Raw genomic sequence first — 26032 nt, 5'->3', positions numbered from 1 at the left:
GTTTTTTCATGTGCGGGTCATCGTGCGCAAGTACGAAAGCCGATAAAGACATCATCGCGCTGTGGCAGGAAAAAATTGCGAAACCGCACCGACCGGAATCGGGCCGGTGTCGCAAACGACGCTCCGCGTACTACCTGATGGGTATCGAACCACGGCGCCGAATATTCACGGTAGCCATCTGCCGAAAAGCCCGGATAGGGCAAAAACGGCGAACAGGTCCATTCCCACAGATCCCCCCAGCGAAACGCCGGATGCCCGGAGCAGGCCGCCAGCTCCCACTCGGCTTCCGTGGGCAAACGACGACCCGCCCATTCACAATAGGCCTGCGCGGCGTACAAACTGACATGTCGCACCGGTTGCTGCAGTGGCAGCATCAGCGTTTCGCCAAAGCGCGTGCAGCGCCACTGGCGCCCGTCACGCACCCAGTCCAGTGGCGCCGAACGCTCCTGCTGCATCAGCCAGTCGCGACCAGCCTCTGTCCAGTAGCGCGGCTTCTGGTAACCGCCATCGTCGATGAACTCACTGAACTGGGCATGTGATACCAGCGTCGAATCCATACTGAATGCCGCGACGTGGGTGGCATGGGCCCATTTCTCGTTATCAAAAATGAAGCCCGAACCAGCAGCACTACCAAGCTGGAAACTGCCTCCGGGAAAACGGATTTCACCCTGCGCCCAGGCCGCCGTTGGCTGCAGCGGCACCGCAGGAGACAGTTCGCCACCGAGAGTACGCAAGGTTGCCAGCAGCGCCTCACCATGCATGTCTTCGTGCGCCAGCACCAAGCGAAACGGATACAAGGCGGCGTCGGTAGACTCGGTGCGTGACAACTTGTCGAGACTTCGGTCCAGCACTTCATGGCAATAGGTTTTTAGCGCCCCGGCACTGGGCAAACCCAGCGTCCAGCGCGTCCGATGCGACACGGTATTCGAATCGAACCAGTCATCTCCCTTGGTCAGCAACGAGTGGCGCAATGCCGAGTCCGGCGCGCTGGTTTTGGCATCGCGCAGCAAGTACCATTCGGCGAACCAGGCCAGGTGCCCCAGCTCCCACAACGGTGGATTCAGCGTCGATAGCCTGGGCACCCGCGCGGGATCATCCAGCCCCATCGCCTGAAAACGCTCGAATAATGCCAGCGTATAATTTCGTGCCTGACAGAGCGCATCTGCCAGATTACCGGGTGCGAGGTGGCGAAAAGAAGCAGCAGGAATAGTCATCAATGGACGATCAACTTCATCAAAGTCAGGAACAGGTGTTTTGGCAAAATCGCACATCCTCATTATCAGTCCCGGGCTGGCGAAAGCCAACAACGGCAACTGGCAAACTGCTGCTCGCTGGTCCCGTTTCTTGCGAGAGAAATATCAGGTCACGTGTGTGGCGCCGGTTGCGGGTCTCGCAGACACGTTCCGTCCGGACGCCATTATTGCGCTGCATGCCCGGCGCTCGGCGATCGCGCTGGCGGAACTGTCGCAACGTTTTCCCATGATGCCATCGATCCTGCTTCTGACAGGTACCGACCTGTACCGGGATATCAACACCGATGACGATGCCGCGCACTCGCTGGCACTCGCCACACGTCTGGTGGTGTTGCAAGCGGCCGGCATTGCAGAGTTGCCGGATGCCTACCGCAGCAAGACTTGCGTCATTCATCAATCGGCCCGAAGCCTGACGCCAGACCCGGCACGGCGCGGCTTCCACGTCATCATGATCGGCCACTTGCGGGCAGAAAAAGACCCTGCCACGTTCCTGCATGCCTGTGCCCTGCTGCAGCAGGAACCGATCACCTTTACGCATATCGGCGGTGCGCTCGAACCGGGACTGGCGGCACTGGCAGAACGTACCGCGCGCAGCACCGCCGGACATTACCGCTGGATCGGCAACCAGCCGCATGCGGCAACTCGACAACGGCTTAAACGCAGCCATCTGATGGTGATCAGTTCGATCATGGAAGGCGGTGCCAACGTGATCATCGAGGCGATCACCAGCGGCGTGGCAGTGATCGCGAGTGATATCTCCGGCAATATCGGCATGCTCGGTGACGACTATCTCGGTTATTTCCCGGTCGGAGATGCGGCCGCACTGGCGGCACTCATCGGGCGCACAGCCCGTGATCCGGCCTTCCTCGCCAGGTTGCAGCAACAATGTGACGCACGTCGCGCGCTGTTCACGCCCGAGCGTGAACGAGCAGCGGTGCTACAGTTGGTGGATAATTGCCTCCAAATTTCCGGCTCGGCGCCACGTCGACCGCCACCGAATCATCTCTCGCAAGGATCTCCATGAATGCTCCGCTGAATGCTCCACTTGATGCACCTATCAAACTGACCGCTTTTTCGCATGGCGGTGGTTGCGGCTGCAAAATCGCTCCCGGCGTGCTGGCGCAAATCCTGAAAAACTCCACCGGCTTTCCGGTGCCGAAAGAGCTGCTGGTCGGGATCGAAACCGCCGATGATGCCGCGGTCTACCAGCTCAATGACGAACAGGCACTCATTGCCACCACCGATTTTTTCATGCCGATCGTGGATGACCCGTTCGACTTCGGCCGCATCGCTGCGACCAACGCGATTTCGGATGTCTATGCGATGGGAGGCACGCCGATCCTGGCGCTGGCACTGGTCGGTATGCCGATCAATAAATTGCCGGTCGAAGTCATCGGCCAGATCATCAAGGGCGGCGAATCGATTTGCGCCGAAGCGGGTATCCCGATCGCCGGTGGCCACACCATCGATTCGGTCGAGCCCATCTATGGCCTGGTCGTGCTGGGTCTGATCCATCCGTCCAAAGTGAAACGCAATGCGGACGCTCGCGCTGGCGACAAGCTCATCCTTGGCAAACCGATTGGTGTCGGCATCCTGTCGGCGGCACTGAAAAAAGATGCGCTGGATGCCGCTGGGTACGCTGCCATGATCGACAACACGACCAAGCTCAACAAGCCCGGCAAGGCATTGTCAGAACTGGCTGGCGTCCACGCACTGACCGATATCACCGGCTTCGGACTGCTCGGACACACACTGGAACTGGCGCGCGGCGCAAAATTGACGGCGCAAATCCGGATGGCGGACGTACCACTGCTGCCGAACGTGCAGGCGCTCGCCGATGCGGGCTACATCACGGGTGCTTCGGGACGCAACTGGGATGGCTACGGCTTCGATGTGGATCTGGATGCATCAATCACGATGACACAGCAAATGCTGTTGACCGACCCGCAAACCTCGGGTGGATTGCTGGTGTCCTGCGATGACGCCAGCGTGGATGCCGTACTGGAAATTTTCCGCCAGGGTGGATTTGCCGAGGCAGCGGTCATTGGTGAGATGGTCGAGGGACCGGGACGTGTTTCCGTATCGGGTCAGACTGCCGGATAAGCTCCGATGTACTGGAGAATGATGCACTACCTTCGTGCATCATTCCCGACAAGTTGGTGCACAGCGTGCACCGACCCGGATCCCTACAGACCCATCCGATTACTCGTCCTTCGCGCCGTCGATACCCAATTCCTGAATCTTGCGCGTGATGGTATTGCGTCCAATGCCGAGGCGAATTGCCGCGTCGTTCTTGCGTCCGTGCGTGTGCCGCAGTGCTGTCCTGATCAGCGTTGATTCAAACAGGCGCCCCAGCGCATCCATCACTTCCGGCTGCCCCGCTGCAAGCATGCTGGCAGCTTCAGTCTCCAGCAAATCGATCCAGCTTTGGCGCTCTGCGGCAGGCGCAATCGGCACGCCAGCAAACGGGCTGACAGGAATCACTGCGCCTGCCGCCATGATGTCGCTGGCAGTCGCTGCAGCAGCGATTGCCGGCGCGAACGCCGCCTGCGGCGAGGCGATAGCGGCAAAGCTGGCGCCTTCGATCAGGTCGCGCGGCAAATCCTTGACCTCGACACTTTGGCCCGGCGCCATCACGGTAATCCAGTTGCACAGGTTTTCGAGTTGACGCACATTGCCGGGCAGGTCCAGCCCGGTCAGGAATTGCATTGCGCTATCAGTCATGCGTTTTGGATCACCACCGAGTTGCTTGGCACTTTGGGTCAGGAAATACCGCGTCAGGATCGGGATATCTTCGCGCCGCTCACGCAGGCTCGGCAGGCGCAAGCGGATCACGTTGAGACGGTGATAAAGATCTTCGCGGAACAAGCCTTCGCGTACCCGTTGCTCCAGATTCTGATGCGTCGCGGCGATCACGCGCACGTTGGCCTTCATCGGCTGATGCCCGCCGACCCGGTAAAAATGACCGTCTGACAGCACCCGCAACAGGCGCGTTTGCAGATCAAATGGCATGTCACCGATTTCATCCAGAAACAGCGTGCCGTTCTCGGCCTGCTCGAAGCGACCGCGCCGGCTCGCCTGGGCACCGGTGAATGCGCCACGCTCGTGCCCGAACAGTTCGGACTCCAGCAAATCCTTGGGAATCGCCGCCGTGTTCAGCGCGATGAAGGGTTGCGATGCGCGTGGGCTGTGCTTGTGCAAGGCACGGGCCACGAGCTCTTTGCCGGTGCCGGATTCACCAGTGATGAGCACCGTGACGTTGGACTGCGACAAGCGACCAATGGCGCGGAAGACATCCTGCATCGCCGGTGCCTGCCCCAGAATTTCCGGTGTTTCACCTGACACTTGCTCGACATTTGCTTCGCGCAAGCTCTCTTCCAGAGCGCGCCGGATCAGTTCAACGGCCTTCTCCAGATCAAACGGCTTGGCCAGATATTCGAAAGCGCCACCCTGAAAGGCCGCTACCGCAGAATCAAGATCCGAAAATGCGGTGATGATGATGACCGGCAAACCCGGATGCTTGGTCTTGACGGTCTGCAGCAATTCAAGACCCGAGCCGCCAGGCATGCGAATGTCCGAGACCAGTACCTGCGGTGTTTCGTGTTGCAGCGCCTCGCTTGCGTCACGCGCATTGGAAAAACTCCGGGTAGCGAGGTTCTCTCGTGCGAGTGCTTTTTCGAGTACCCAGCGTATCGACTCATCGTCGTCAACAATCCAGATTGGTTTCATAGTCGTTTCAATGTCCGCGTCATGTAGCAGCACGTGGTGTGCCTGCTATGCTCCGCTTCCCCGTTTGTCAGGGCAGCGGTATCAAAATCCTGAAATCCGTGCATCCCGGCCGACTTTCGCATTCGATCACGCCGGAATGCTGTTGAATAAAAGTCTGCGCCAGCGTCAAACCCAATCCGCTTCCACCGTCCCGTCCCGACACGAGCGGGAAGAAAATGCGGTCCTGGATTTCAGTCGGAATGCCCGGGCCGTTGTCGATGATATGCAAGTCTAGTGCCAGCCGATAACGGATCTTGGCGAGTGTTACCTGACGGGCAACTCGGGTCTGCAAGGTAAGGACTGCATCGCCGCTCGCGATCCGCTCCGAGAGGGCTTGCGCGGCGTTATGCGCGATATTCAGGACCACCTGGATCAGCTGCGCCTTGTCGCCGCGAAAATCGGGCAGCGACAAATCGTAGTCGCGGTTAATCGTGAGTCCACTCGGGAATTCGGCCAGCATCAGGCTGCGTACGCGTTCGCAGACTTCATGAATGTTGACGTCGCCAACGATGTGCGGACGACGATGTGGTGCCAGCAAACGGTCTACCAGCGTCTGTAGCCGGTCCGCCTCCTTGATGATGACCTGGGTGTATTCCCGCAGCTCTTTCAGATGCCGTTCCGGCAACTCCAGTTCGAGCAGCTGTGCCGCACCACGAATACCGCCCAGCGGATTTTTGATTTCATGGGCAAGGTTGCGGATGAGCTCTTTGTTCGCCAGACTCTGGTCGAGCAGGCGCTCTTCGCGATCGAGCTTGAGTTGCTGGACGTTCTCGCGCATTTCGATCAGAACGGGCGTATCGGGATTGTGAAGTGCAGTCACCACGACGTGAACCTGAAGCGAGTCACCTCCGGTGCGCTGTAGCGTCAGGTCCTGGCTCTTCTCGGCGAATTGATGCGAGAGCGCTTGCCGGAATACGGTGTCGAGCTTGTCGCCGTTAGCGAACATATCGACCAGTCGCTGCTGATCGAGCAATCGGAATGAACTCTTCAGCATGTTCTCGGCTGCCGCGTTGGCGTAGCTGATGCGGCCTTGCGCATCGAGGATGACCACAGCGGACGCCAGCAGGTCGAGACCCGCGAGTGAATTGACAGGTAGTTTCACGGTGATCCAAAATAAAAAGGCCGCGTGATGCGGCCATGGGCAGGGCTTTCCAGCAGGGTCACTTCAGGTTGCCGAGCTCGCGCTTGAGTGCATCGACATTCTTTTCGGTGCGGCCAATTTCTTCTTTCATGGTGGCGACGCGCTCCTGGTATTTGGCGTAATTGCGCTCGTCGCCCTGCCGTTCCGGCTCGCCACCATTGTAGTCACGCTTCAGATTGGCCAGTTTGGTCTCTTCGGCTTTCGTTTCATCCAGCAGAATCTGGCGACGATCATTGTCCCGGGCTTTTTGGGCGCTACTCTCGATCTTCGGGAAGTCACCTGGAGAATTTGTCGGCTTGGCAGAGGCTGTCTGCGCACCTGGCGACCGCTTGGGAGTGGCAATGATGGTCATGCCAGGCAGGTCAATTTTTTTGCAACCTTTGGTCGCTCCGGTATTTTTGTATTCCTTGTTGCCGCGTTCGTCGACACACAGGAATACCTCGGATTGTGCGTGGGCACGCTGCAAGAACAACAAACAGAAAACAACACCAAACAAACGGAGTTTCATAAATTTCTTTTGGGGGAGCGATTGAATCGAGCCATCAGTTTAGGATAAGTCGGGAACCATTACAAACGATGATCCGGCGCACTTGTCCTCGAACAACACACAGGCGTAAAAAAAGGCGGGAAATCCCGCCTTCTCGTTACTGCCCAATCTCGATGAAAAGAGATTACAGGGAGTAGTACATATCGAACTCAACCGGATGCGTGGTCATGCGGAAGCGTGTGACTTCCTGCATTTTGAGTTCAATGTACGCATCGATCATGCTGTCGCTGAACACACCACCACGGGTCAGGAACTCGCGATCCTTGTCGAGGTATTCCAGTGCTTGCTCGAGTGACGAACAGACGGTTGGAATCAGTGCGTCTTCTTCTGGCGGCAAATGGTACAAGTCTTTGGAAGCAGCTTCGCCTGGATGGATCTTGTTTTGCACGCCATCGAGGCCAGCCATCATCAGTGCAGAAAAGCACAGGTACGGATTGGCCAGAGGATCCGGAAAACGTGTCTCGATGCGACGCCCTTTTGGATTCGGTACGTGCGGAATACGGATCGAGGCAGAACGGTTACGCGCTGAATATGCCAGCTTGACCGGTGCTTCGTAGCCAGGGACCAGACGCTTGTACGAGTTGGTACCCGGATTGGTGATGGCGTTGAGCGCGCGCGCGTGCTTGATGATGCCGCCGATGTAGTACAGCGCGAATTCGGACAGACCGGCATAACCGTCGCCAGCGAACAGGTTCTTGCCATCTTTCCAGATCGATTGATGTACGTGCATGCCGGAACCGTTGTCGCCAACGATAGGCTTCGGCATGAAGGTTGCCGTTTTGCCGTAGGTATGTGCGACGTTCCAGACCACATACTTCAAATTCTGGGTCCAGTCTGCGCGCTCGACCAGTGTCGAGAAACGGGTACCGAGTTCGTTTTGTCCAGCACCAGCCACTTCGTGGTGATGCACTTCAACAGGAATGCCCATGCCTTCGAGGATCAGGGACATTTCCGAACGCATGTCCTGCATGCTGTCGACAGGAGGAACCGGGAAGTAACCGCCCTTGACCGCTGGACGATGACCGGTGTTGCCGCCTTCGATCTTGTCGCCGGTTGACCATGACGCTTCTTCGGACTCGATCTTGACGAAGCAGCCATCCATGCCGACTTTCCAGCGGACGCTGTCAAAAATGAAAAATTCTGGTTCCGGGCCAAAGTAGGCGGTATCGCCCAGGCCGGATGATTTCAGATACGCTTCGGCGCGCTTGGCGATCGAGCGTGGATCACGGTCGTAACCTTTTCCATCGGATGGCTCGATGACGTCGCACTGCATGAACATCGTCGTTTCTTCCATGAAAGGATCGATGTTTGCGGTGTTTGGATCCGGCATCAGAATCATGTCGGACGATTCAATACCTTTCCACCCAGCGATGGAAGAACCGTCGAATGCGTGACCGGATTCGAATTTATCCATGTCAAAATGTGAAACGGGCACTGTGACATGCTGTTCCTTGCCACGGGTGTCGGCAAAACGGAAATCAACGAATTTGACTTCGTTATCTTTCGCCATTTTCAATACTTCTGCGGCCGTCATTGCCATGAGAATCTCCTGTGATTAATTGGGATACTACGAATTTGCGAAATGGTCGTGCGCCGAATGATGCATACAAAAGTAATTCACGGCAAAAAGAGGACGTCCAAAGCTCAGCGTGAAAGCATAGCAGATTCCATGCCATGAACTGCGGGAATTCCAGCGAATGAATGCCGTTCAAACCTCCTCGATTACCGGGAACGAGGGGCAAAAACCGGATTTTTGAAACATTTCATGAAAAATTCAAGATGCCGTTATGGTGCCAATTTCAGCCTAACTCCTTATTTTGGTGCGATTTTTTATCCACCATCTTTTTTGCACCACGATGAATCATTTTCAATCCAGATCGATCACTTTGTTTGAAGGGGAAACCGCATGAGCACCTACCAAGAACTTCTCAGCCTGGGCCGGGACCGCGCGGCGGCCGGACAATTGCCCTATGCGGGCGCGCTGACACCTGAAGAAGCCAATAGCGTCTTGCGCCTGAATCCGGATGCCCGCCTGGTCGATGTCAGAACCAATGCGGAGCGAGACTGGGTCGGCAAAGTCATTATTCCCGAGCAACAGCATTTATCCGTCCAATGGAGTTTGTATCCGGGAGCAAGCCCGAATCCCGATTTTCTGGAACAGCTCGGTACGAACGCGGACAAAAACACGCCGATCCTGTTCCTGTGCAGATCCGGCGTTCGGTCACGACATGCTGCCAAGTTGGCAACAGAGGCCGGCTATGCTCACTGCTTCGATATCCTCGAAGGCTTTGAAGGCGACCGCGATACGGATGGACACCGCAAGACCGTAAATGGCTGGTGCAAAGCCGGCCTTCCTTGGATCGGAGCATAGTCAATCCGTCGCCGGACCATTTTCAATGTCAATCACGCCCTGCAATCCGATAATGCGATTGCGCACGAAATTGATGTGACTGCGCAATCCATACAGCTCTTCTGCAAACGAAAGCGGAATGGAAATCTGGTTCACTTTTTCTTCGATCCCATTGAGATGGCCAAGCTGGAGGGCGTAGACTTCCTTGCGCTTGTTGTTGGGCACGTCTTCGATTGCCTGCTCGACCGAACGCAATTGCCCATACCAGCGATAGACACGTGACCGGACTTTCCAGACATACAGCGGAGGAACGATGCGTGACAAGGGAATAAACAAGGCGCCCACAGCCACCACCACGACCCACATGCGCTCCATGAAATTGGACAGCCAGAACGGAAAATAATGCTGCAAAAATGACGGGCCGGTCTTGTAATACTTTGCGGCGGCCGGCGCTACCGGCACTTCGGTATAGCTCGCGGTCGGGAATTCGCCCTGTCGTTGAAACCATCCGGCGCGGCCGTGGATCCGTGTCGCTGACTGGACGAACAAATCCACCAGCGCAGGATGAATGCCTTCGCGCGCCACCAACGTTGCCGTTGGCGCAATCAACTGGTAGTCACGTGCAGGCAAGTCACGTCCCAGATCGACAATGCCACGCGGAAGCACCACGTGCGACAGGAACGGAAATCGTCGGGTATAAGCCTCCGCTTGCGTGAAATCAAATAGTTTGATGCCCGGTGTCTGCAACAGCATTTGGATCAGCAGTTCATCCGGTGCGGAACTGAACACCATACCGTCGATCGTCCCTGCCAGTAACGCGACCGTCGCTGGCGTATTTTCCAGCGCACCCAGTTGCAGTTCGTCCGGTGCAACGCCGTTGACCGACAACAACTTCTTGAACAGTTGCGGCACCCCGGTACCCGCAGGCCCGACATTGATGTGCAATCCCTTCAGTTGATTGAGCTCGCTAATGTCATGGGTATCCCGATAAAACAGCCATACCGGCTCGGTAAACAAACTGCCAAGCGAAATCAAACCGTTCCGTTCGGCGTCCTCCTGCTCGGTCGAGCCACTCTGTACAAAACCAATATCGATCTGCGATACCGGATCCATCAGTCGCTGCAAGTTTTGCAATGATCCCAGCGAGGGCGTCATCTCAACCTTGATGTGATAGCGGGCCAGCTCCGCTGCGTATTTTTTCGCGAAGCCCTCATAAGCGCCATTTTCCTGGCCGGTCGAAATCCTGACGACAGCGGGAGGCTGTGGGTCTGCCAGCACATAGGCCAGCGCGCACAACACAGCGATGACCAGCACCGTCGGTCCTGCTGTGGCAATCAGGTCGCGCAATGAAAAGCGGGTGAAATCGAAAATTTTGGGCATGTCGAAGCGCAGGGATTGCAGGTGGCAACACCATGCCAACATTCGAACTGGTACGCAAGAACAAACATGGTCGGAAATGCATCGAATGGCGTCATCCGCTGCGCGGGGATAGGCCGCTGATTGTGCTAGCTGAGCACATCCAGGGCTGCTGGCATGGAAGGCGGTTGAATGCGCCTGTGCGCATATTTATCGCCGTCGTCGGATAAAAACTGGGTGCCGAGGGCGAACCAGTCCTCCCTGGTCAACAGTCTGCCAATTTCGGGAAACAAATGCTCGTCTTCTTTCGTCAGACGACAGGAGATCGTCTCGCAATATTTTTCGGCCTCCGCGAAGAACTGATGATGATCGACATGACCCTGTTCACGTGCTTCGGCATGATGTTCCTGCAGCGAGGCTAAAATTCCCATTGCGGCAGCGCTGAATGCATCCAGCTCGGCCAGCAGGTTATTGATCGCAGTATCGTCGCAGTGAATCGCCGGGATCACGTACACCTCGACTTTGCGGGCATGGCAGTAGGCGTCGAACTGAAAAAAGCGACGCATGACCAGTTCAAGCAACGACAAATCAGTCGCCTGGAGTTCTCGTCGACTGGAGTCAATGTGATACCGGAGCCTGCCGAGTATGCTGCGCACGTTTTTTTGCTCGGCCCGGATAGCGACCAAGGAGTACATGGCAGTCAGCATAACAACTCCTTGCCACGTTATCGCGACTGGCGGGAAGTGGCGGAACAAAAAAAGCGACTTTGGAGGGGACCGGCAATACGCATGCAAGCATGCGCCACCGAAAGATGACGTTTAGTATATGAAAAATCCGCGACAAATCAATTGATTTTCCTCAAACGATTGATCGATCTATAAAAGCGTTCGACGTTTTTGGTGTAGCAATACGAGCCTGCCCTCGCAGGTTGGAGCAGGCGGTAATACGTCACGTCACTCCAGTTTCACGGCGTGTTCACGCGTGGCATGGAACGTCAGCAAGGGCCAGCGCTCCTGGGTATGGCGAAGGTTGACGCTCGATGACGCCAGATAGGCCATGTTTCCGGCGGCATCGTAGGCCACATTATGACCAGCGGCTGATTTCTCGAAATCGGCGATGGCGCGCTTGTCTTCACTGGTGACCCAGCGTGCACTGCTGATGCTGGTACCTTCAAAGACTGCATCGACGCCGTATTCGTTCAACAAACGGCTTGCCACTACCTCGAACTGCAGGACACCAACCGCGCCAAGGATCAGGTCGCCGCTGTGGACCGGCTTAAAAACCTGGACAGCGCCCTCTTCCCCTAATTGCTGCAGGCCTTTGTGCAATTGCTTGATCTTCAGCGGATTGCGGATACGCACCGATCTGAAAAAGTCTGGTGCGAAATACGGGATCCCGGTGAATTGCAGCAATTCGCCTTCCGAAAAACTATCGCCAATTTGCATGTTCCCGTGGTTCGGCAAACCGATGATGTCGCCGGCATAGGCTTCTTCGACTTGCTCCCGACTGGCGGCCATGAAAGTCACCACGTTCGACACCTTGATTTCGCGGTTCAGGCGCAGGTGCTTGATTTTCATGCCACGTTCAAAGCGTCCGGAACAGACCCGCAAGAACGCGATCCGGTCCCGGTGGGCAGGGTCCATGTTGGCCTGAATCTTGAACACAAAGCCGGAAAACGGTGCTTCGCTGGGCTCCACCGAACGCACGCTCGCATCTCTCGGTCGCGGCGAGGGAGCCCAGTCAAGCAGCGCATTCAAAATTTCCCGAACACCAAAATTATTAATCGCCGAACCGAAAAACACCGGCGTCTGGGTGCCCGCCAGGAAGGCCTGCAGGTCAAACGGGTGCGAGGCGCCGTGCACCAGCTCGACTTCCATCTTGAGTTGTTCTATTTCACGCGGGAACATCGCTTCGAGGCGCGGGTTATTGATACCCTTGATGACTTCGAATTCCTGATCGGCACGTGCATCACCGGGCGCGAACAGCAGGATTTCGTCGCGCAGCAAATGGTAGACGCCGCGAAAGGACTTCCCCATGCCGATCGGCCACGTCACTGGCGCGCACTGGATGTCCAGCACCGACTCCAGTTCGTCGAGCAGTTCAAGCGGGTCGCGTGTCTCGCGGTCCATCTTGTTCATGAAGGTAATGATCGGGGTGCTACGCATACGACAGACATTGAGCAGCTTGATGGTCTGTGTCTCGACACCTTTTGCGGCGTCGATCACCATCAGCGCGGAGTCCACTGCGGTCAGCACCCGATAGGTATCTTCCGAAAAATCCTGATGGCCTGGCGTGTCGAGCAGATTCACCACGTGATCGCGATATTCGAACTGCATGACCGAACTGGCGACGGAAATGCCGCGCTGCTTTTCAATTTCCATCCAGTCGGAGGTCGCGTGGCGTCCGCTCTTGCGCGCCTTCACTGTACCCGCAAGTTGAATGGCGCCCGAAAATAACAGCAGCTTCTCGGTGAGCGTGGTTTTACCGGCATCGGGGTGGGAAATGATGCCGAAAGTGCGACGGCGGTGCACTTCGCGGCCGATCAGTTCTGCGGGCACATTCCGTGGCACGGCAAGAGGCTGATCGAGCGTGGCATCTGTGTCGAGCTCGGGTACGTCGGGAATGCTGGCCATGGATCGTTCCTGCGGAAAAGGGCCAAAGTCTACCGGCTCTGGCGAGCGAAGTCGAATACGTTAACCAAATTTGATTGGCCCGGAAGCGTCGAAGACGTAAAAACCCGTGACCTTTTCAGTTCACGGGTTTTGTGAGAGCGATGCGGACGTGATCTTTTAATTGCGTGGATTCAGGGACACGCGGAGCCGGACACGCTCGCCTGGGTCGTAGGGCATGACACTGGTGTAGGTGCGGCCGTTGTACTCGTAGGTCACCGCGTAGCCATTCGTGCGCGATTGCCAGTTGTCGACATTGCGGCATTGTCGTACCGCCTGCTCGGAGGGTTGCTGATTATTATTGTCCACCCGGTCACCCACAATCGCGCCGGCGATCGCACCGGCCGCTGTCGCCGCTGTTCTGCCACTCCCACCGCCCACCTGGTTGCCCAGAAGGCCGCCAGCCAGGCCACCGATGATCGAGCCGCCAATGCCCCGTTCCTGACGCTGTGACTGGACATACTCGGTATGACATTCCTGATGCGGTTGATTGAATTGTTCAATCTGCGGAGAGACGCGCACTACCCGTGCGGTATCGTCGAAATCAGCAGCAATGGCACTCGCCGACAACACAGATAACAATGCGATCGACATTGCGGTATTGCATATTTTATTCATGTATCCCCCGTGGTTTTTGTTAGTGTAATTCGCGCATGCAAGGATGCGTGTTGCCTCCACCGGGAATATTGTAAAGACTTGTTTCCAGACGCTCAGTCGACGTCCTTTTGTTGCGATTCATCCTAGGCTTTTACGCCTTTCATTTCATGTTCGACACTGTTCGAACTATCGCCCAATTTGCTGGCCCAGGCCTGTTCGAAATATCCTTTTTCAGCCTCGGTCGGCTGTAGCAACCAGATCACCAGTAACGTGCCTTTGTGATCATGGATCTGCCAGATCTTTTCAATGAATTGGGCGTTCTGCAAATGATCCGCCAGCCCGACGACGTAACCGTAAATACGGTTGAGGCGTTCGATACGGTCCGGCTCCGTGCTGGCACTCGTCGCGGTAATAGTAGGGTGGTCCAAAAACATGGTCATCTCCTCGAAATTAAATATCGCCGTCGACTGCAAAAGCGGTCGAACGAAACAGCACGGAAAGTATATGCCGATCGCCTGTCAGATGGCTATGGGCAACGAACTCAATGCGCTATCGGATCAACGTCACCGGCTTGGGAAGAAGCTGTCCAGTGGCGATCCAGTCCGCTCGCGTGAACGGTCTGTCATGCCCCGACAATGCCAGCGCCATCTCCGTCAGCATTTGCTGGGTCGGCGCCGGCTCGCCCGAAGATACCCAGAACAACGAGACCAGCGTCACCATAACCAGCCAGCCATTCACCGAAGGCTTGTGCAGTGGTCGTGCCAGACTGATAAAAATCACGCCGATCAATGTGCCCAACAGGAATCCGCTCACTGCCTCCGACAGCGAATGCGCATCGACCAGCACACGTGACACCGCGATCAGAATACCCAGCCCGACACCAGCAGACACACCAATTATCTTGACGCTGCGGCGACCGCCCTGTAACGCGAGATACGCAATGACCGGTAGCACGGCTGCCGCACGCATCGCATGGCCACTGATACCCGCAAAATCAATCGACGGTATTCCGATACCCCAGCCGATAAACGCAATTTTGGTTGCGACCACCAGAGCCATGCCAGCACCAAACAGCGCGACCCACCAGACGGCCATGCGCCGCGATCTGCCGGTAAGTAACCAGAGAACGATTGCGGCAGCGGCTGGGAGGGTAACGATGCTGTCGCCCAGACTAGTCAGGCGAAGCCAGAAAATGATTGGTATTGAATCAGGCAAAATACACTTTGAAAAATGAACAGTTCGCCAGTCTATCTCAGACACTCTTGAAAATGACCGGCGCACGACTGTCACCGTGCGCGGGCAAAAGGCATGGCGTCAGAAAATGAAAAAGCCCGGTGCCATCGGGCACCAGGCTAGCCTGCGTCAACCTTTGTGGCGATCACCGACGATATTCGCCGCGATCATGCCAATTTCCGCCGCGATCCCAGTTGCGCTCATGGCGCTCTTCGCGCCAGCCTTGTCGTTCGCGCCATTCGTCGTGGCGGCGATACGAAGGTTGGACATAAATGGCCGCCGGTGGCGTGTAGTAAACCGGAGCAGGCTGGTAGTAAGTTGGCCGCGGCTGGTAGTACGTCGGGGCGGGCTGATAATAGGTCGGAGCGGGTCGATAATAGGTGGGCGCGGACTGATAGTAGGTCGGACCGGACTGGTAATACGAACCGCCATAGCCATTGTTGCTACTCGCACCAACGGCTGCGCCGAGCACGCCACCAACGATTGCGCCATCGCGGCCACCGACCACATTGCCGATCGCCGCACCAAAAACGGCACCGACTGCAGTGTCTACGCCCCGGTCACCAGCGTGCGCGGTCCCCGATAAAGCGGCGACCGCCGCAACCGAGAAAATCAGAATCGATGTGAATTTGCGGATAAGCATGGTTAGGTACTCCTCAAAGCCCGCACGAGTGCCAGACGTGGCATCCATGACCGGCGGGCATGGTAATCAATATAGCCGCAGCCCGGACAATTCCGGTACGACGACACAGACTATTACACTTGCCGTATGCCTGCTGCAATGACTGCATTGATCGCGTGTCGCAAGCGGGTGTCGCGTATGATTCGATAGTTAATTCGACAGTTAATTCGACGGTTGATACGCAACACTGTAGCCATTGCGCCAGCGTGACCGTTAGCGGCGATCGGTTCCGGCTTCCATTTTCCCCGACCACTTTTACTCTCCTGAACACATGATATTCCTGACTGTCCCGTTTGCCGAAAAAGATCAAGCCAAGGCGCTAGGCGCGAGCTGGAACGCCGCACAAAAAAAATGGTACGTACCGGAAGGCGGCGACAGCACGGTCTTTGCAAAATGGAATCCCCAATCAGGAGGCGCGTCGAGTGACGGCAAAGCCGACAGCACCCGCAGCAAGGCAGGTGCGACGCCATCGTCGATGATGGAGATCGGCCTGACCATCACGGGCGCTCAGTATGTCAAGCTGGAGCACGGATGTATTCCGTGGGAACCCTGTCCACAATGCGATGCGCAAATCGCGGCGCGCAAGTAGTTGTCGCGATCCGTGAACAGAGCGTTTCAGCGATGGAAACAGGTAGGACGTGACAGGACGAAAACTGCGGAAGAACAATAGAAGCTGCGCCGAACGGCAAATGACTGTGTAAAACGCATCCACCAAAAACAAACGCCCATCACTGATGGGCGTTTGGCTATAGCGTTCGCAAATTACTTGTTGACTGCGTCTTTAAACGCTTTACCTGCGGAAAACTTGACCGTTTTTGCAGCAGCGATTTTGATCTCTTCGCCGGTGCGTGGGTTGCGACCTGTGCGCTCTGCGCGGCTGCCAGAAGCAAAAGCGCCAAAACCGATCAGCTGTACCGAATCACCTTTGACCACGGCTTCGATGACATTCGACAGAATGGATTCGAGTGCGCGCTGGGCTACGGTTTTAGGAAGATCGCAATCAGCGGCGATGGCATCGATCAGTTCAGTTTTATTCATGAGGACTCCAAGGAAAGACAAGCGCGGATTTTAGCATCAGCGATTGAGGAATAGGTGCGGATTTCTGTATCAGGCGCCTGCAACAGCGCCTTTTCATGCAATTCAGGTGAAGCTGACACCCGTTCAAAACATTGCGGTCGCGCCGTCCCCGTCGATCAGATATCAAGGACAACGCGACAACACGACGACAACCGCAAATCCGCGCCACAAAACGCTACAGGCAGATCGTCCCGCGATGCCAACGTCAGGTCGGCAAAACCCCTGCTGGCAATAATTGACCGCCGCCGTAACTGGTCTGTACCGTCATCGCTCCACCGATCGACATGCGGATCGCGCAATACTTGAACTCCGGGATTTTACCGAACGGGTCCAGCGCCGGATTGGTCAGACGGTTGATCGCCGCTTCGTAATAACAGAACGGAACGAATACGGCGCCACGCGGTGAACTGTCATCTGCCCGGGCATACAACGTTACCTGTCCGCGGCGCGATTCCAACGTAATCACGTCGCCCGGCGCCGCGCCCAATGCAACCAGATCCAGCGGGTGGATCAGCGCAACCGGATCGGGTTCGATCGCATCGAGCACTGCCGCGCGGCGCGTCATGCTGCCGGTGTGCCAGTGCTCAAGCTGACGGCCGGTAATGAGAACCAGCGGATAGTCGCTGTCAGGTCGCTCGTTGGCAGGAATGATATCGGCCGGTACAAAACGCGCCCGTTTGCTCTCCGTAGGAAAGTGGTCGGTAAAGACCACCGACTGTCCCGGATCACCTTCGTTTTCGCAGGGATAGGTAATGGCCTGTTCGCGCTCCAGACGGTCCCAGCGCATGCCACCGATGCTCGGCATGCTAAGTCGCATCTCCTCGAACACATCGCCGACGCCGTCGTAGTGCCAGTCCAGGCCCATGCGACTGGCAATCTGCTGGATGATCCACAAGTCCTGCTTTGCCTGGCCCGGTGGCGCGAGTGCCTGCCGGCCCATTTGTACCAGCCGATCGGTATTGGTGAAGCTGCCGGTTTTTTCCGGAAACGCCGACGCCGGCAAAATCACATCGGCCAGATACGCCGTCTCGGTCAGGAAAATATCCTGCACCACCAGATGGTCCAGCGCCGCCAGCGCCTCCCGCGCATGGTTCGCATCGGGATCGGACATGGCCGGATTTTCACCCATGATATACATGCCGCGCACGCTGCCGGCCTTGATCGCATTCATCACTTCGACCACGGTCAGACCGGGCTGGTGGTCCAGCGGCATGCCCCACAATTGTTCGAACCTGGCGATCGCCGCCGGGCTGTCGACACGCTGGTAATCCGGATACATCATCGGGATCAATCCCGCATCCGACGCGCCCTGCACATTGTTCTGTCCGCGCAGCGGATGCAGGCCGGCGCCGGGCTTGCCGATCTGACCGGTCATGAGTGCCAGCGCGATCAGGCAGCGGGCGTTGTCGGTGCCATGCACATGCTGCGAAATCCCCATGCCCCACAAGATCATCGAGCCCTTCGACGTCGCATACAACCGCGCCACATAGCGAATCTCATCGGCATCAATACCGCAAATCGGCGCCATCAATTCTGGGCTGTAGCCCTCGACATTGGCTTTCAATTCCTCGAAGCCGATGGTCCGCGCCGCAATGAAGTCCTGATCGACCAGTCCCTCATGCACGATCACATGCATCATCGCATTGAGCAACGCCACATCGGTATCGGGCTTGAATTGCAAAAAACGATGCGCCAGACGCGACAGGTCTGAGCGGCGCGGATCCATCATGATCAGCCGGGTGCCATTGTTGATCGCGTTCTTGATCCAGGTCGCTGCCACCGGATGATTCTGTGCAGGATTGGCGCCGATCACGATGACCACCTCGGCGCGCATCACATCCATCACCGGATTCGACACCGCGCCCGAGCCGATGCCTTCCAGCAGTGCCGCCACCGATGAGGCATGGCACAGGCGCGTGCAATGGTCGACATTGTTCGAACCGAAGCCCGTACGCACCAGCTTCTGGAACAGGTAGGCTTCTTCGTTGCTGCCCTTGGCCGAACCGAAGCCGGCCAGTGATTTTTTGCCATGCGTGTCACGCAACGCGATGAATTTGCTGGCGACCAAATCCAGCGCTTCGTCCCAGGTCGCTTCACGGAAGACATCCATCACCCGATCCGGGTCCATCGAAAAATCACCGCGCTTGGGGGCATCGGCGCGCCGGATCAGCGGCACCGTCAGGCGCTGGGCGTGGTGTGCGTAATCGAAACCGTAACGGCCCTTGACGCACAGACGCTTGTGATTGGCCGGGCCATCACGCCCTTCGACGTGCAGTATCTTGTTGTCTTTGACGTGATACGTCAGCTGGCATCCGACGCCACAATACGGACAAACCGAATCGACCTGCTTGTCCGGCACAACCAGCGCAACCTCGCGCGCCGGCATCAGTGCCCCGGTCGGGCAAGCCTGCACGCATTCGCCACAGGCCACGCAAGTCGAGGCACCCATCGGGTCGCCCATGTCAAAGACGATCGCGGCGTGACTGCCCCTGAAAGCAAGACCAATGACGTCATTGACCTGCTCGTCGCGGCAAGCCCGTACGCAGCGCGTGCACTGGATGCAGGCATCCAGATTCACTGTAATCGCCGGATGCGACAGGTCGGACGGGACCTGCTCGCGCGGCGCAAAACGGGGTTTGCCGATGGCCAGTTTCAGGGACCACTGGTCGACTTCGTTGTTGCGGGTGTAGGCCGTTTCGGGCATGTCCGATTGCAGCATTTCCAGCACCATCTGCTGGGCTTTCAGGGCGCGCGGACTGTCGGTGGTTACCTCCATGCCGGCCGTCGGCGCCCGGCAGCACGATGGCGCCAGCACGCGCTCACCCTTGATTTCGACCATGCAGGCGCGGCAATTTCCCACCGCATCCAGCCCTTCCTTGTAGCACAGGCGCGGCACCTCGATGCCCTCGCGCTGGGCCACTTCGATCAGCGTTTCATTGCTGCGCGCAGTCACGGCACGGCCGTTCAATGTGAAGTCGACCATCGGCACATCGATGGCTGACAGGTCATGGCGGGTGAACGCGTTCATGCTGGTGCTCCGGTAGCGTCAGTCAGTTCCTGCGGGAAGTAGCGGATCACGCAATCGACCGGATTCGGCGCGGCCTGCCCGAGTCCGCAAATCGAGGCATCGCGCATCACCGCCGACAAATCTGCCAGCAAAGCAATATTCCAGTGCGCCTGCTCGATCAGTGTCAATGCCTTGGCGGTGCCGACCCGGCATGGCGTGCATTGGCCGCATGATTCTTCCTTGAAAAATCGCATCTGGTTACGCGCCGCATTGACCGCCGTATCGTGCTGCGACAGCACCACGATGGCGGCCGATCCGATGAAGCAACCGTACTCGTGCAAGGTATCGAAATCGAGCGGGATCGTATTCAGCGAAGCGGGCAAAATCCCGCCCGACGCACCGCCCGGCAGGTACGCATAAAAGCGATGGCCGTCCTGCATCCCGCCGCAGTATTCATCGATCATTTCCTGGATCGTGATGCCGGCCGGCGCCAGGTGCACGCCAGGTTTGTTGATCCGGCCGGATACCGAAAACGAACGCAAACCCTTGCGGCCGTGCCGTCCGTGATCGGCAAACCACTCGGCACCCTGCTCCAGAATGCGCCGCACCCAGTACAGCGTTTCGAAATTATGCGCCAGCGTTGGCCGGCCAAACAAACCGACCTGGGCCACATACGGCGGACGCAAACGGGGCAGACCGCGCTTGCCTTCGATCGACTCGATCATGGCGGATTCTTCGCCACAAATATAGGCACCGGCACCGCGCCGCACATGAATCTGCGACATGTACTCGATCGGCGGACTGGCCCGCAAAGCAGCCAGTTCGGTCTCCAGCAACGCACGACAACCGTGGTATTCATCACGCAGATAAATGTAGATTGCTTCGATCCCGACGGCCCATGCAGCAATCAGCATGCCCTCCAGAAACCGGTGCGGATCGCGCTCCAGATAAGTACGGTCCTTGAACGTACCCGGCTCGCCTTCATCGATATTGACTGCCATCATGCGTGGCCCTGATTCGGCACGCACGATGCGCCACTTTTTCCCTGCCGGAAATCCCGCGCCGCCGAGTCCGCGCAGACCGGAATCTTCCATCGTTTTGAGTACCGATTCCAGCGCGCGCTTGCCATCGACACATTCCTTGAGCAACTGGTAACCGCCATGCGCCTGATAGGTCGCAAGGTCGATATACGGTTCCGGTACGTGCACGGTGGTTTTTGCCAGCACCGCTGCCACCACCTGCCCGACCTGTGCACGCGGTATCGGCAACTGCCCCACCACCACCGCCGGCGCTTGCTCGCAGCGACCAATGCACGGCGCGGCGATCACGCGGATGTCGGCACCAAGCAACTTCGGCAGTGTCTCCAGCAGCGACCGTGCGCCAGCCATTTCACAGGTCAATCCGTCGCAGACCCGGACCGTGATCGTCGGCGCGGTCGCTACCTGCCCATCGCTGTCTTCGCGCACGACATCAAAGTGATGATAGAAGGTAGCGACCTCATAGACCGCCGCTTGCGACAAGCGCATTTCCTGCGCCAGTGCCGCCAGATGCGGCGTGCCCAGCTGACCATAGCGGTCGTTGATCAGATGCAGGTGCTCGATCAGCAAATCCGCCTGACGCGAGGCATCGCCCAATAACGCTTGCACCTCGGCCAGTGCTTGCGGCTGGACGCGTCGGCCTTTCGGCGCTTGCCGCTTGCGTTGCTGGCTGGATGCGACGGCGATGGGAATAACTGTGTGCTTCACGGCGACCTCGGTTTATCTGTTGTCGATTACTTGAAAAGAATGGCTGCTTTCTGGAGTGTGATCCAGACGCCAATTGCCATGGGAATGCCGACCGCCGCCCAGGCGAAAGTGACCACCACCGGACTGCTGGCAGCGTTGCCGGTCACGACTGCCGCGCCGACGCTGTTGGCTACGGCGCGGTCATGCGCGAGGCGCCGTTCTTCGGCCAGTTCGGCCTCGGACATGTAATCTTTTTCTGCGACGGGACGTACCAGCAAATTGCAAATGAAGCCAAGGACCAGCATGGCCGACAGGATGTACATCGTCACATCGTAAGCCTGGGCTTTCGGCACGCCTTGCGCAATCTGGTACTCGCGGATGTAGTTCACCAGCACCGGCCCAAGCACGCCGGCAGTGGCCCAGGCAGTGAGCAACCGACCATGGATCGCACCCACCATCTGCGTGCCGAAAATGTCGGCCAGATACGCCGGGATGGTGGCGAAACCGCCGCCATACATCGACAGGATCAGGCAGAACGCCAGCACGAACACGCCCAGCAAGCCGGCATGTGCGGCCGACGGGATCGATGCATACAGCACGAAGCCCAGCGCAAAGAAGACCAGATAAGTGGCCTTGCGACCGATGTAATCCGAGAACGACGCCCACACAAAGCGTCCCCCGATATTAAACAGCGACAGCAATCCGGTAAAGCCGGCAGCGATGGCGGCGATCTGGCCTTTTTGCGCTCCCGACAATTCGTTGAACGGAATATCGACGCCAATCAGGCGACCACCGAAGACTTCCTGCAACAGCGGCGACGCCATCCCCAGAATGCCGATACCGGCCGAGACGTTGAGCGTCAGTACCGCCCACAACAGCCAGAAGGTGCGGGTTTTCCAGGCCACCGACAGGTGCACGTGACGGTGGGTAATCATCACGTTGCTGGTCTTTGCCGCAGTCGACGTCCAGCCTGCTGGCTTCCAGCCGGCTGCCGGTACCCGGTAACCGAATGCCCCGCACAGCATGAAGACCAGATAGATGGCTGCCAGCGTCAGGAAGGTTTCCCAGACCCCGACCGAGAGCGGCGTTGCGTAAAATTTCATCAGCTTGTCTGCCAGCGGCGCACCGATCATCGCACCGCCACCGAAACCCATGATCGCCATGCCAGTCGCCATGCCGCGTCGATCCGGAAACCATTTGATCAGCGTCGACACCGGCGAGATATACCCCAACCCGAGGCCAATTCCGCCGATCACGCCCGAGCCCAGCCACATCAGCCAGATCTGGTGGGTATAAATACCCAGCGCAGAAATCACCAGCCCGCCGCACCAGCACAAGGCCGACACCACACCGGCCTTGCGCGGCCCGGCATGTTCAAGCCAGCCGCCGAACAGCGCTGCCGACGAACCCAGAAAGACGAAGAACAGCGTGTACATCCAGCCCAGCAGCGAAATTTTCCAGTCACAGGTGGTCGACAGCATCTCGGCGAAGAATCCCATCTCCTTGGCGCAGGCTACCGGGTCCTTGATCCCGATCGCTTTCGACAGCGGCAGCCAGAACACCGAAAAGCCATACGCCATGCCAATGCACAAATGAATGGCGAGCGCGGCTGGCGGCACCAGCCAACGGTTGAAGCCGTCGCCGGCAATGGTTTTTTCCTTGGCCAGAAAATCAAACATGGGGGGGTGTCTCCTGCAATGGGGTTCATATGCTTGGCAGTGCTTATATTTTGTTGTAGCCTGCTCAAGAACTTGACGGAAAGTATCACCGAATAATTGATTGATCAATAGGATCGGAATTACCGAATGTTCAAAGTAAAGATTCATCCGCACTGGGAAATCGTGCAAGGCGCGGAAACGCCGCTCGACACCACAGCATTGCTGGCATTGCTGCGCGCGATCGAGCTGACAGGTTCGATCGCGCAAGCGGCAAAAAGTGTCGACGTATCGTATCGCTATGCCTGGGGTTTGCTCAAGGAAGCGGAGCGACTTTTCGACAATGCATTGATGCAAACCCAGCGTGGACGCGGCACCGTGCTCACACCGCTCGCACAAAAACTGCTGTGGGCTGATCGCCGCATCGCTGCCCGCCTGTCACCCACGCTCGACAGTCTGGCCTCGGAACTCGAAAGCGAACTTGAAAAACTGGTGCATCACAAGTCGGACGCGGTCCGGATCGATGCCAGCCACGGCTTTGCGGTGGCGGCGCTGATCAATCAATTGCATGCCATTCAATTGCCCGTCGAACTACGCTACCGCAACAGTACTGATGCGGTCTCTGCGCTGGCGCGCCACGAATGCGACCTGGCAGGATTCCATGTGCCGCTGGGTCTGTTCGAGAGCCGTGCTGCCGCGCGGTATCTGTCGACGCTGAAGACCAAAGAACATTGTCTGATCCATCTGGCCGTGCGGCATCAGGGTCTGTTCGTTGCCGCCGGCAATCCGAAGCAGATCAGCGGATTGACCGACCTGATACGCACCGATGTACGCTTCGTTAATCGGCAGGCTGGATCAGGCACGCGCGCCTTGCTGGAACTGATGCTGGCCGAAGCCGGCTTGTCGGCGGACGCGATCGCCGGTTTCCAGACCGCAGAATTCACGCACTCGGCAGTCGCCGCGTTCATTGCCAGCGGCATGGCTGATGTGGGTTTTGGTGTACAGACGGCCGCCGAACGCTTCGGTCTGACTTTCATTCCACTGGCGCAGGAACGCTACTTCCTGGCAGCAGACAAAGCCGCGATGGATACTCCGCTGATCCAGCAAGTGCTGGCACTGATCCGGTCCGACGGCTACCGCAGCGTGGTGGACGAACTGGCTGGCTACGATGCCAGCGCGACCGGACAGGTGATGACGCTCGAACAGGCGTTCGGATAAATCGCTGACGCTGGTGCGGCGGCGCACCATCGGGGAACATCCTGCACCAACGTCTACTGCAGCTACCCTGACGGGGGCCTCTTCGCACGTCCTCTATCCCTCATTTCGATGGCACAACTATTGCGTTGCAATATTCAAGTGACTTGAATTTAAAGAAAACACCACGTATTAATGCGTACTTTAGATCAGGCAACTTGTATCAAAACCGTCGTGGTTCGGCTGTTCCGTGTGACTTAAGTGTGGCTTATACAAGGGGAAAAAAGTGCGCAAGAAAAATACCGCAGGTGTTGCAACGGCGATCTGGACTATCAGCGCCGCGCTGGGACTGATCGCTGTTCCGGCCATAGCCAAGGACGTCGTCAAGATCGCCTTCATCGGGCCGCTGACTGGCGGCGTGTCCTCGATCGGACTGGGCGGACGCAATTCGGCCGACCTCGCCGTGCGTGTGCGCAATGCCGATCCGAAGTCGAAGTACACCTACCAGCTCGTGGTGCAGGACGACGAATGCAAGCCCAACGTGGGCGTGCAGGTCGCCACCAAGGTCGCCGCCGACAACAGCATCATCGCCGGCGTCACGCATTTCTGTTCGGCGGTCGCGATGGGTACTGTCGGGGTCTACAACCGTTTCGGCATGCCGGCGGTAGTCTGGGGCGCCGTGCTACCGGACATCACCTACGGCAACAACTTCAAGGAAATCCACCGTATCAACGGCACCATGGTCAACCAGAGCGAAGTCTCGGCCAAGTTCATGACCGGGCTGGGCTACAAGAAGTGGGCAATCATCCACGACACCACCGACTATGGCAAAGGCCATAACAAGTACTTTTCCGAGAACCTGAAGAAAGACGGCGGCACCGTCGTCGCGACCTTCGGCGTCACCGCCGACCAGCAGGACTTTAGCAGCGAACTGACCAAAATCCGCGAACTCAAGCCCGACGTCGTCTACTTCGGCGGCCTGACACCACTGGGCGTGCGCATCCGCACCCAGATGGAAAAACTGGGCATCAAGGCAGAATTCCAGGGCACCTCCGGCATCAAGTCCGACGCCTACATCCAGGGCATGAGCAAGGAACTGGCCGAAGGCTCGGTGGCGTTCCTCGAAGGCGCGCCGTGGGAAAAACTGCCAGGTGGTCTGGCCTTCACTGCCAAGTACCAGCAGCAAAAGTTTGGCGAACCACCGGAAGCCTACGGACCGTTTGCGTATGCCGCCGCCAACCTGATCATGGATGCGATCGAGAAGGTTGGTCCGGATCGCAAGAAAGTACGTGACGTGCTCAACGCGACCAAGGATGTCGACACCATCATCGGGAAGGTGACCTTTGATGATCATCGGCAGAACATCGTGCCGCTGGTGACCAAGTATGTGGTCGAAGATGGGAAATGGGCGATTTGGGAAGACAGTAGTTATGGGAAGGGGACGCGAAAGCTGCCGGGGTTGTAATCGGACACGGATGCCGTGGGCATTGGATAGGGGGGTAGGTTGGGCTGCGAAGCCCAACATGCGTCGAGCTTCCTGGGCGGTTGGCGGTTGGCGGTTGGCGGTTGGCGGTTCGCCGTGCGCCGTGCGCCGTGCGCCGTCTGCGGTCTGCGGTAGCTAAAACGGGTTGCGCTCCGTTGATGCAAGCCGGATGCGGGCCGGCAGCCGGTTCTTTGCGAGGCGGCGTTGCGGCTTTGGGTCGTAGGTTGGGCTGCGAAGCCCAACATGCGTCAGGTTGCTTTGCGGGTCGCGGCGACGCGGGGGCTGCGGGCTGCGTT

General features: G+C 57.7%; 22 protein-coding genes. 6 read left to right on the top strand and 16 right to left on the bottom strand.

Annotated elements, in window-relative coordinates:
* Window positions 1-17 precede the first annotated feature (17 nt).
* Window positions 18-1214, bottom strand: a complete 1197-nt coding sequence (gene senA, locus ABD720_RS03025) for a selenoneine synthase SenA (protein ID WP_344761744.1) — start codon at window positions 1212-1214, stop codon at window positions 18-20.
* A gap of 40 nt (window positions 1215-1254) precedes the next feature.
* Between senA and senB the strand changes: the two genes are divergently transcribed.
* Both senB and selD read left to right on the top strand, forming a co-directional pair.
* Window positions 1255-2277, top strand: a complete 1023-nt coding sequence (gene senB / locus ABD720_RS03020; protein ID WP_344761743.1) for a selenoneine biosynthesis selenosugar synthase SenB — start codon at window positions 1255-1257, stop codon at window positions 2275-2277.
* Window positions 2274-3356, top strand: a complete 1083-nt coding sequence (gene selD, locus ABD720_RS03015) for a selenide, water dikinase SelD (RefSeq protein ID WP_344761742.1) — start codon at window positions 2274-2276, stop codon at window positions 3354-3356. The genes senB and selD overlap by 4 nt, the downstream gene beginning before the upstream one ends.
* Window positions 3357-3455: 99 nt before the next feature.
* Here selD and ntrC read toward each other — a convergent pair whose 3' ends face one another.
* The 4 genes from ntrC to glnA form a co-directional block, all read right to left on the bottom strand.
* Complete coding sequence (gene ntrC, locus ABD720_RS03010; protein ID WP_344761741.1) at window positions 3456-4982, bottom strand: nitrogen regulation protein NR(I); 1527 nt, start codon at window positions 4980-4982, stop codon at window positions 3456-3458.
* Between the two features lie 67 nt (window positions 4983-5049).
* Window positions 5050-6129, bottom strand: a complete 1080-nt coding sequence (gene glnL, locus ABD720_RS03005) for a nitrogen regulation protein NR(II) (protein ID WP_425547917.1) — start codon at window positions 6127-6129, stop codon at window positions 5050-5052.
* 52 nt (window positions 6130-6181) lie between these two features.
* Entirely contained in the window at window positions 6182-6670 is a 489-nt protein-coding gene (locus ABD720_RS03000) for a DUF4124 domain-containing protein (RefSeq protein WP_344761739.1), read from the bottom strand.
* Window positions 6671-6833: 163 nt separating this feature from the next.
* Window positions 6834-8249, bottom strand: coding sequence for a type I glutamate--ammonia ligase (gene glnA / locus ABD720_RS02995; protein WP_344761738.1), 1416 nt, complete (start codon window positions 8247-8249; stop codon window positions 6834-6836).
* Between the two features lie 366 nt (window positions 8250-8615).
* On the opposite strand from glnA, the gene ABD720_RS02990 reads away from it, so the two are divergent.
* Window positions 8616-9080 (top strand): rhodanese-like domain-containing protein, encoded by a 465-nt coding sequence (locus ABD720_RS02990; protein WP_344761737.1) that lies wholly within the window; start codon window positions 8616-8618, stop codon window positions 9078-9080.
* Here ABD720_RS02990 and ABD720_RS02985 read toward each other — a convergent pair whose 3' ends face one another.
* The 7 genes from ABD720_RS02985 to ABD720_RS02955 all read right to left on the bottom strand — a co-directional run bounded on the left by ABD720_RS02985 (window position 9081) and on the right by ABD720_RS02955 (window position 15557).
* Window positions 9081-10439 (bottom strand): TAXI family TRAP transporter solute-binding subunit, encoded by a 1359-nt coding sequence (locus ABD720_RS02985; RefSeq protein ID WP_344761736.1) that lies wholly within the window; start codon window positions 10437-10439, stop codon window positions 9081-9083.
* 125 nt (window positions 10440-10564) lie between these two features.
* Window positions 10565-11122: a hypothetical protein gene (locus ABD720_RS02980; RefSeq protein ID WP_344761735.1), complete on the bottom strand. Its 558-nt coding sequence runs from the start codon at window positions 11120-11122 to the stop codon at window positions 10565-10567.
* A 246-nt stretch (window positions 11123-11368) separates the two neighbouring features.
* A complete protein-coding gene (locus tag ABD720_RS02975) occupies window positions 11369-13048 on the bottom strand; it encodes a peptide chain release factor 3 (protein ID WP_344761734.1) in 1680 nt (559 codons plus the stop codon).
* Between the two features lie 156 nt (window positions 13049-13204).
* The gene (locus ABD720_RS02970; RefSeq protein ID WP_344761733.1) at window positions 13205-13702 is read right to left on the bottom strand and encodes a glycine zipper 2TM domain-containing protein; all 498 of its coding nucleotides are present in this window, start codon (window positions 13700-13702) and stop codon (window positions 13205-13207) included.
* A gap of 122 nt (window positions 13703-13824) precedes the next feature.
* Complete coding sequence (locus ABD720_RS02965; RefSeq protein ID WP_344761732.1) at window positions 13825-14115, bottom strand: hypothetical protein; 291 nt, start codon at window positions 14113-14115, stop codon at window positions 13825-13827.
* Between the two features lie 115 nt (window positions 14116-14230).
* Window positions 14231-14776: a phosphatase PAP2 family protein gene (locus ABD720_RS02960; protein WP_344761731.1), complete on the bottom strand. Its 546-nt coding sequence runs from the start codon at window positions 14774-14776 to the stop codon at window positions 14231-14233.
* A 283-nt stretch (window positions 14777-15059) separates the two neighbouring features.
* On the bottom strand, window positions 15060-15557 hold the full coding sequence (locus ABD720_RS02955; RefSeq protein ID WP_344761730.1) for a glycine zipper 2TM domain-containing protein: 498 nt from the start codon (window positions 15555-15557) through the stop codon (window positions 15060-15062).
* A gap of 310 nt (window positions 15558-15867) precedes the next feature.
* On the opposite strand from ABD720_RS02955, the gene ABD720_RS02950 reads away from it, so the two are divergent.
* Window positions 15868-16185: a DUF5710 domain-containing protein gene (locus ABD720_RS02950; RefSeq protein WP_344761729.1), complete on the top strand. Its 318-nt coding sequence runs from the start codon at window positions 15868-15870 to the stop codon at window positions 16183-16185.
* A gap of 173 nt (window positions 16186-16358) precedes the next feature.
* On the opposite strand, the gene ABD720_RS02945 is transcribed toward ABD720_RS02950, so the two are convergent.
* The 4 genes from ABD720_RS02945 to ABD720_RS02930 all read right to left on the bottom strand — a co-directional run bounded on the left by ABD720_RS02945 (window position 16359) and on the right by ABD720_RS02930 (window position 23083).
* Window positions 16359-16634: an HU family DNA-binding protein gene (locus ABD720_RS02945; protein WP_344762310.1), complete on the bottom strand. Its 276-nt coding sequence runs from the start codon at window positions 16632-16634 to the stop codon at window positions 16359-16361.
* A 244-nt stretch (window positions 16635-16878) separates the two neighbouring features.
* On the bottom strand, window positions 16879-19701 hold the full coding sequence (fdhF, locus tag ABD720_RS02940; RefSeq protein WP_344761728.1) for a formate dehydrogenase subunit alpha: 2823 nt from the start codon (window positions 19699-19701) through the stop codon (window positions 16879-16881).
* On the bottom strand, window positions 19698-21425 hold the full coding sequence (locus ABD720_RS02935) for an NADH-ubiquinone oxidoreductase-F iron-sulfur binding region domain-containing protein (protein ID WP_344761727.1): 1728 nt from the start codon (window positions 21423-21425) through the stop codon (window positions 19698-19700). The genes fdhF and ABD720_RS02935 overlap by 4 nt, the downstream gene beginning before the upstream one ends.
* Before the next feature lie 26 nt (window positions 21426-21451).
* Window positions 21452-23083 carry an OFA family MFS transporter gene (locus ABD720_RS02930; protein ID WP_344761726.1) on the bottom strand — a complete coding sequence of 544 codons (1632 nt, stop codon included), beginning with the start codon at window positions 23081-23083 and terminating at the stop codon, window positions 21452-21454.
* Between the two features lie 126 nt (window positions 23084-23209).
* On the opposite strand from ABD720_RS02930, the gene ABD720_RS02925 reads away from it, so the two are divergent.
* Window positions 23210-24277, top strand: a complete 1068-nt coding sequence (locus ABD720_RS02925; RefSeq protein ID WP_344761725.1) for a substrate-binding domain-containing protein — start codon at window positions 23210-23212, stop codon at window positions 24275-24277.
* A 262-nt stretch (window positions 24278-24539) separates the two neighbouring features.
* Window positions 24540-25718 (top strand): branched-chain amino acid ABC transporter substrate-binding protein, encoded by a 1179-nt coding sequence (locus ABD720_RS02920; protein WP_344761724.1) that lies wholly within the window; start codon window positions 24540-24542, stop codon window positions 25716-25718.
* The last annotated feature ends 314 nt before the right edge of the window (window positions 25719-26032 follow it).

The organism is Actimicrobium antarcticum (assembly GCF_039536745.1).
Taxonomy (GTDB): Bacteria; Pseudomonadota; Gammaproteobacteria; order Burkholderiales; family Burkholderiaceae_D; genus Actimicrobium; species Actimicrobium antarcticum.
This window is presented reverse-complemented; position numbering and strand designations above follow the sequence as displayed.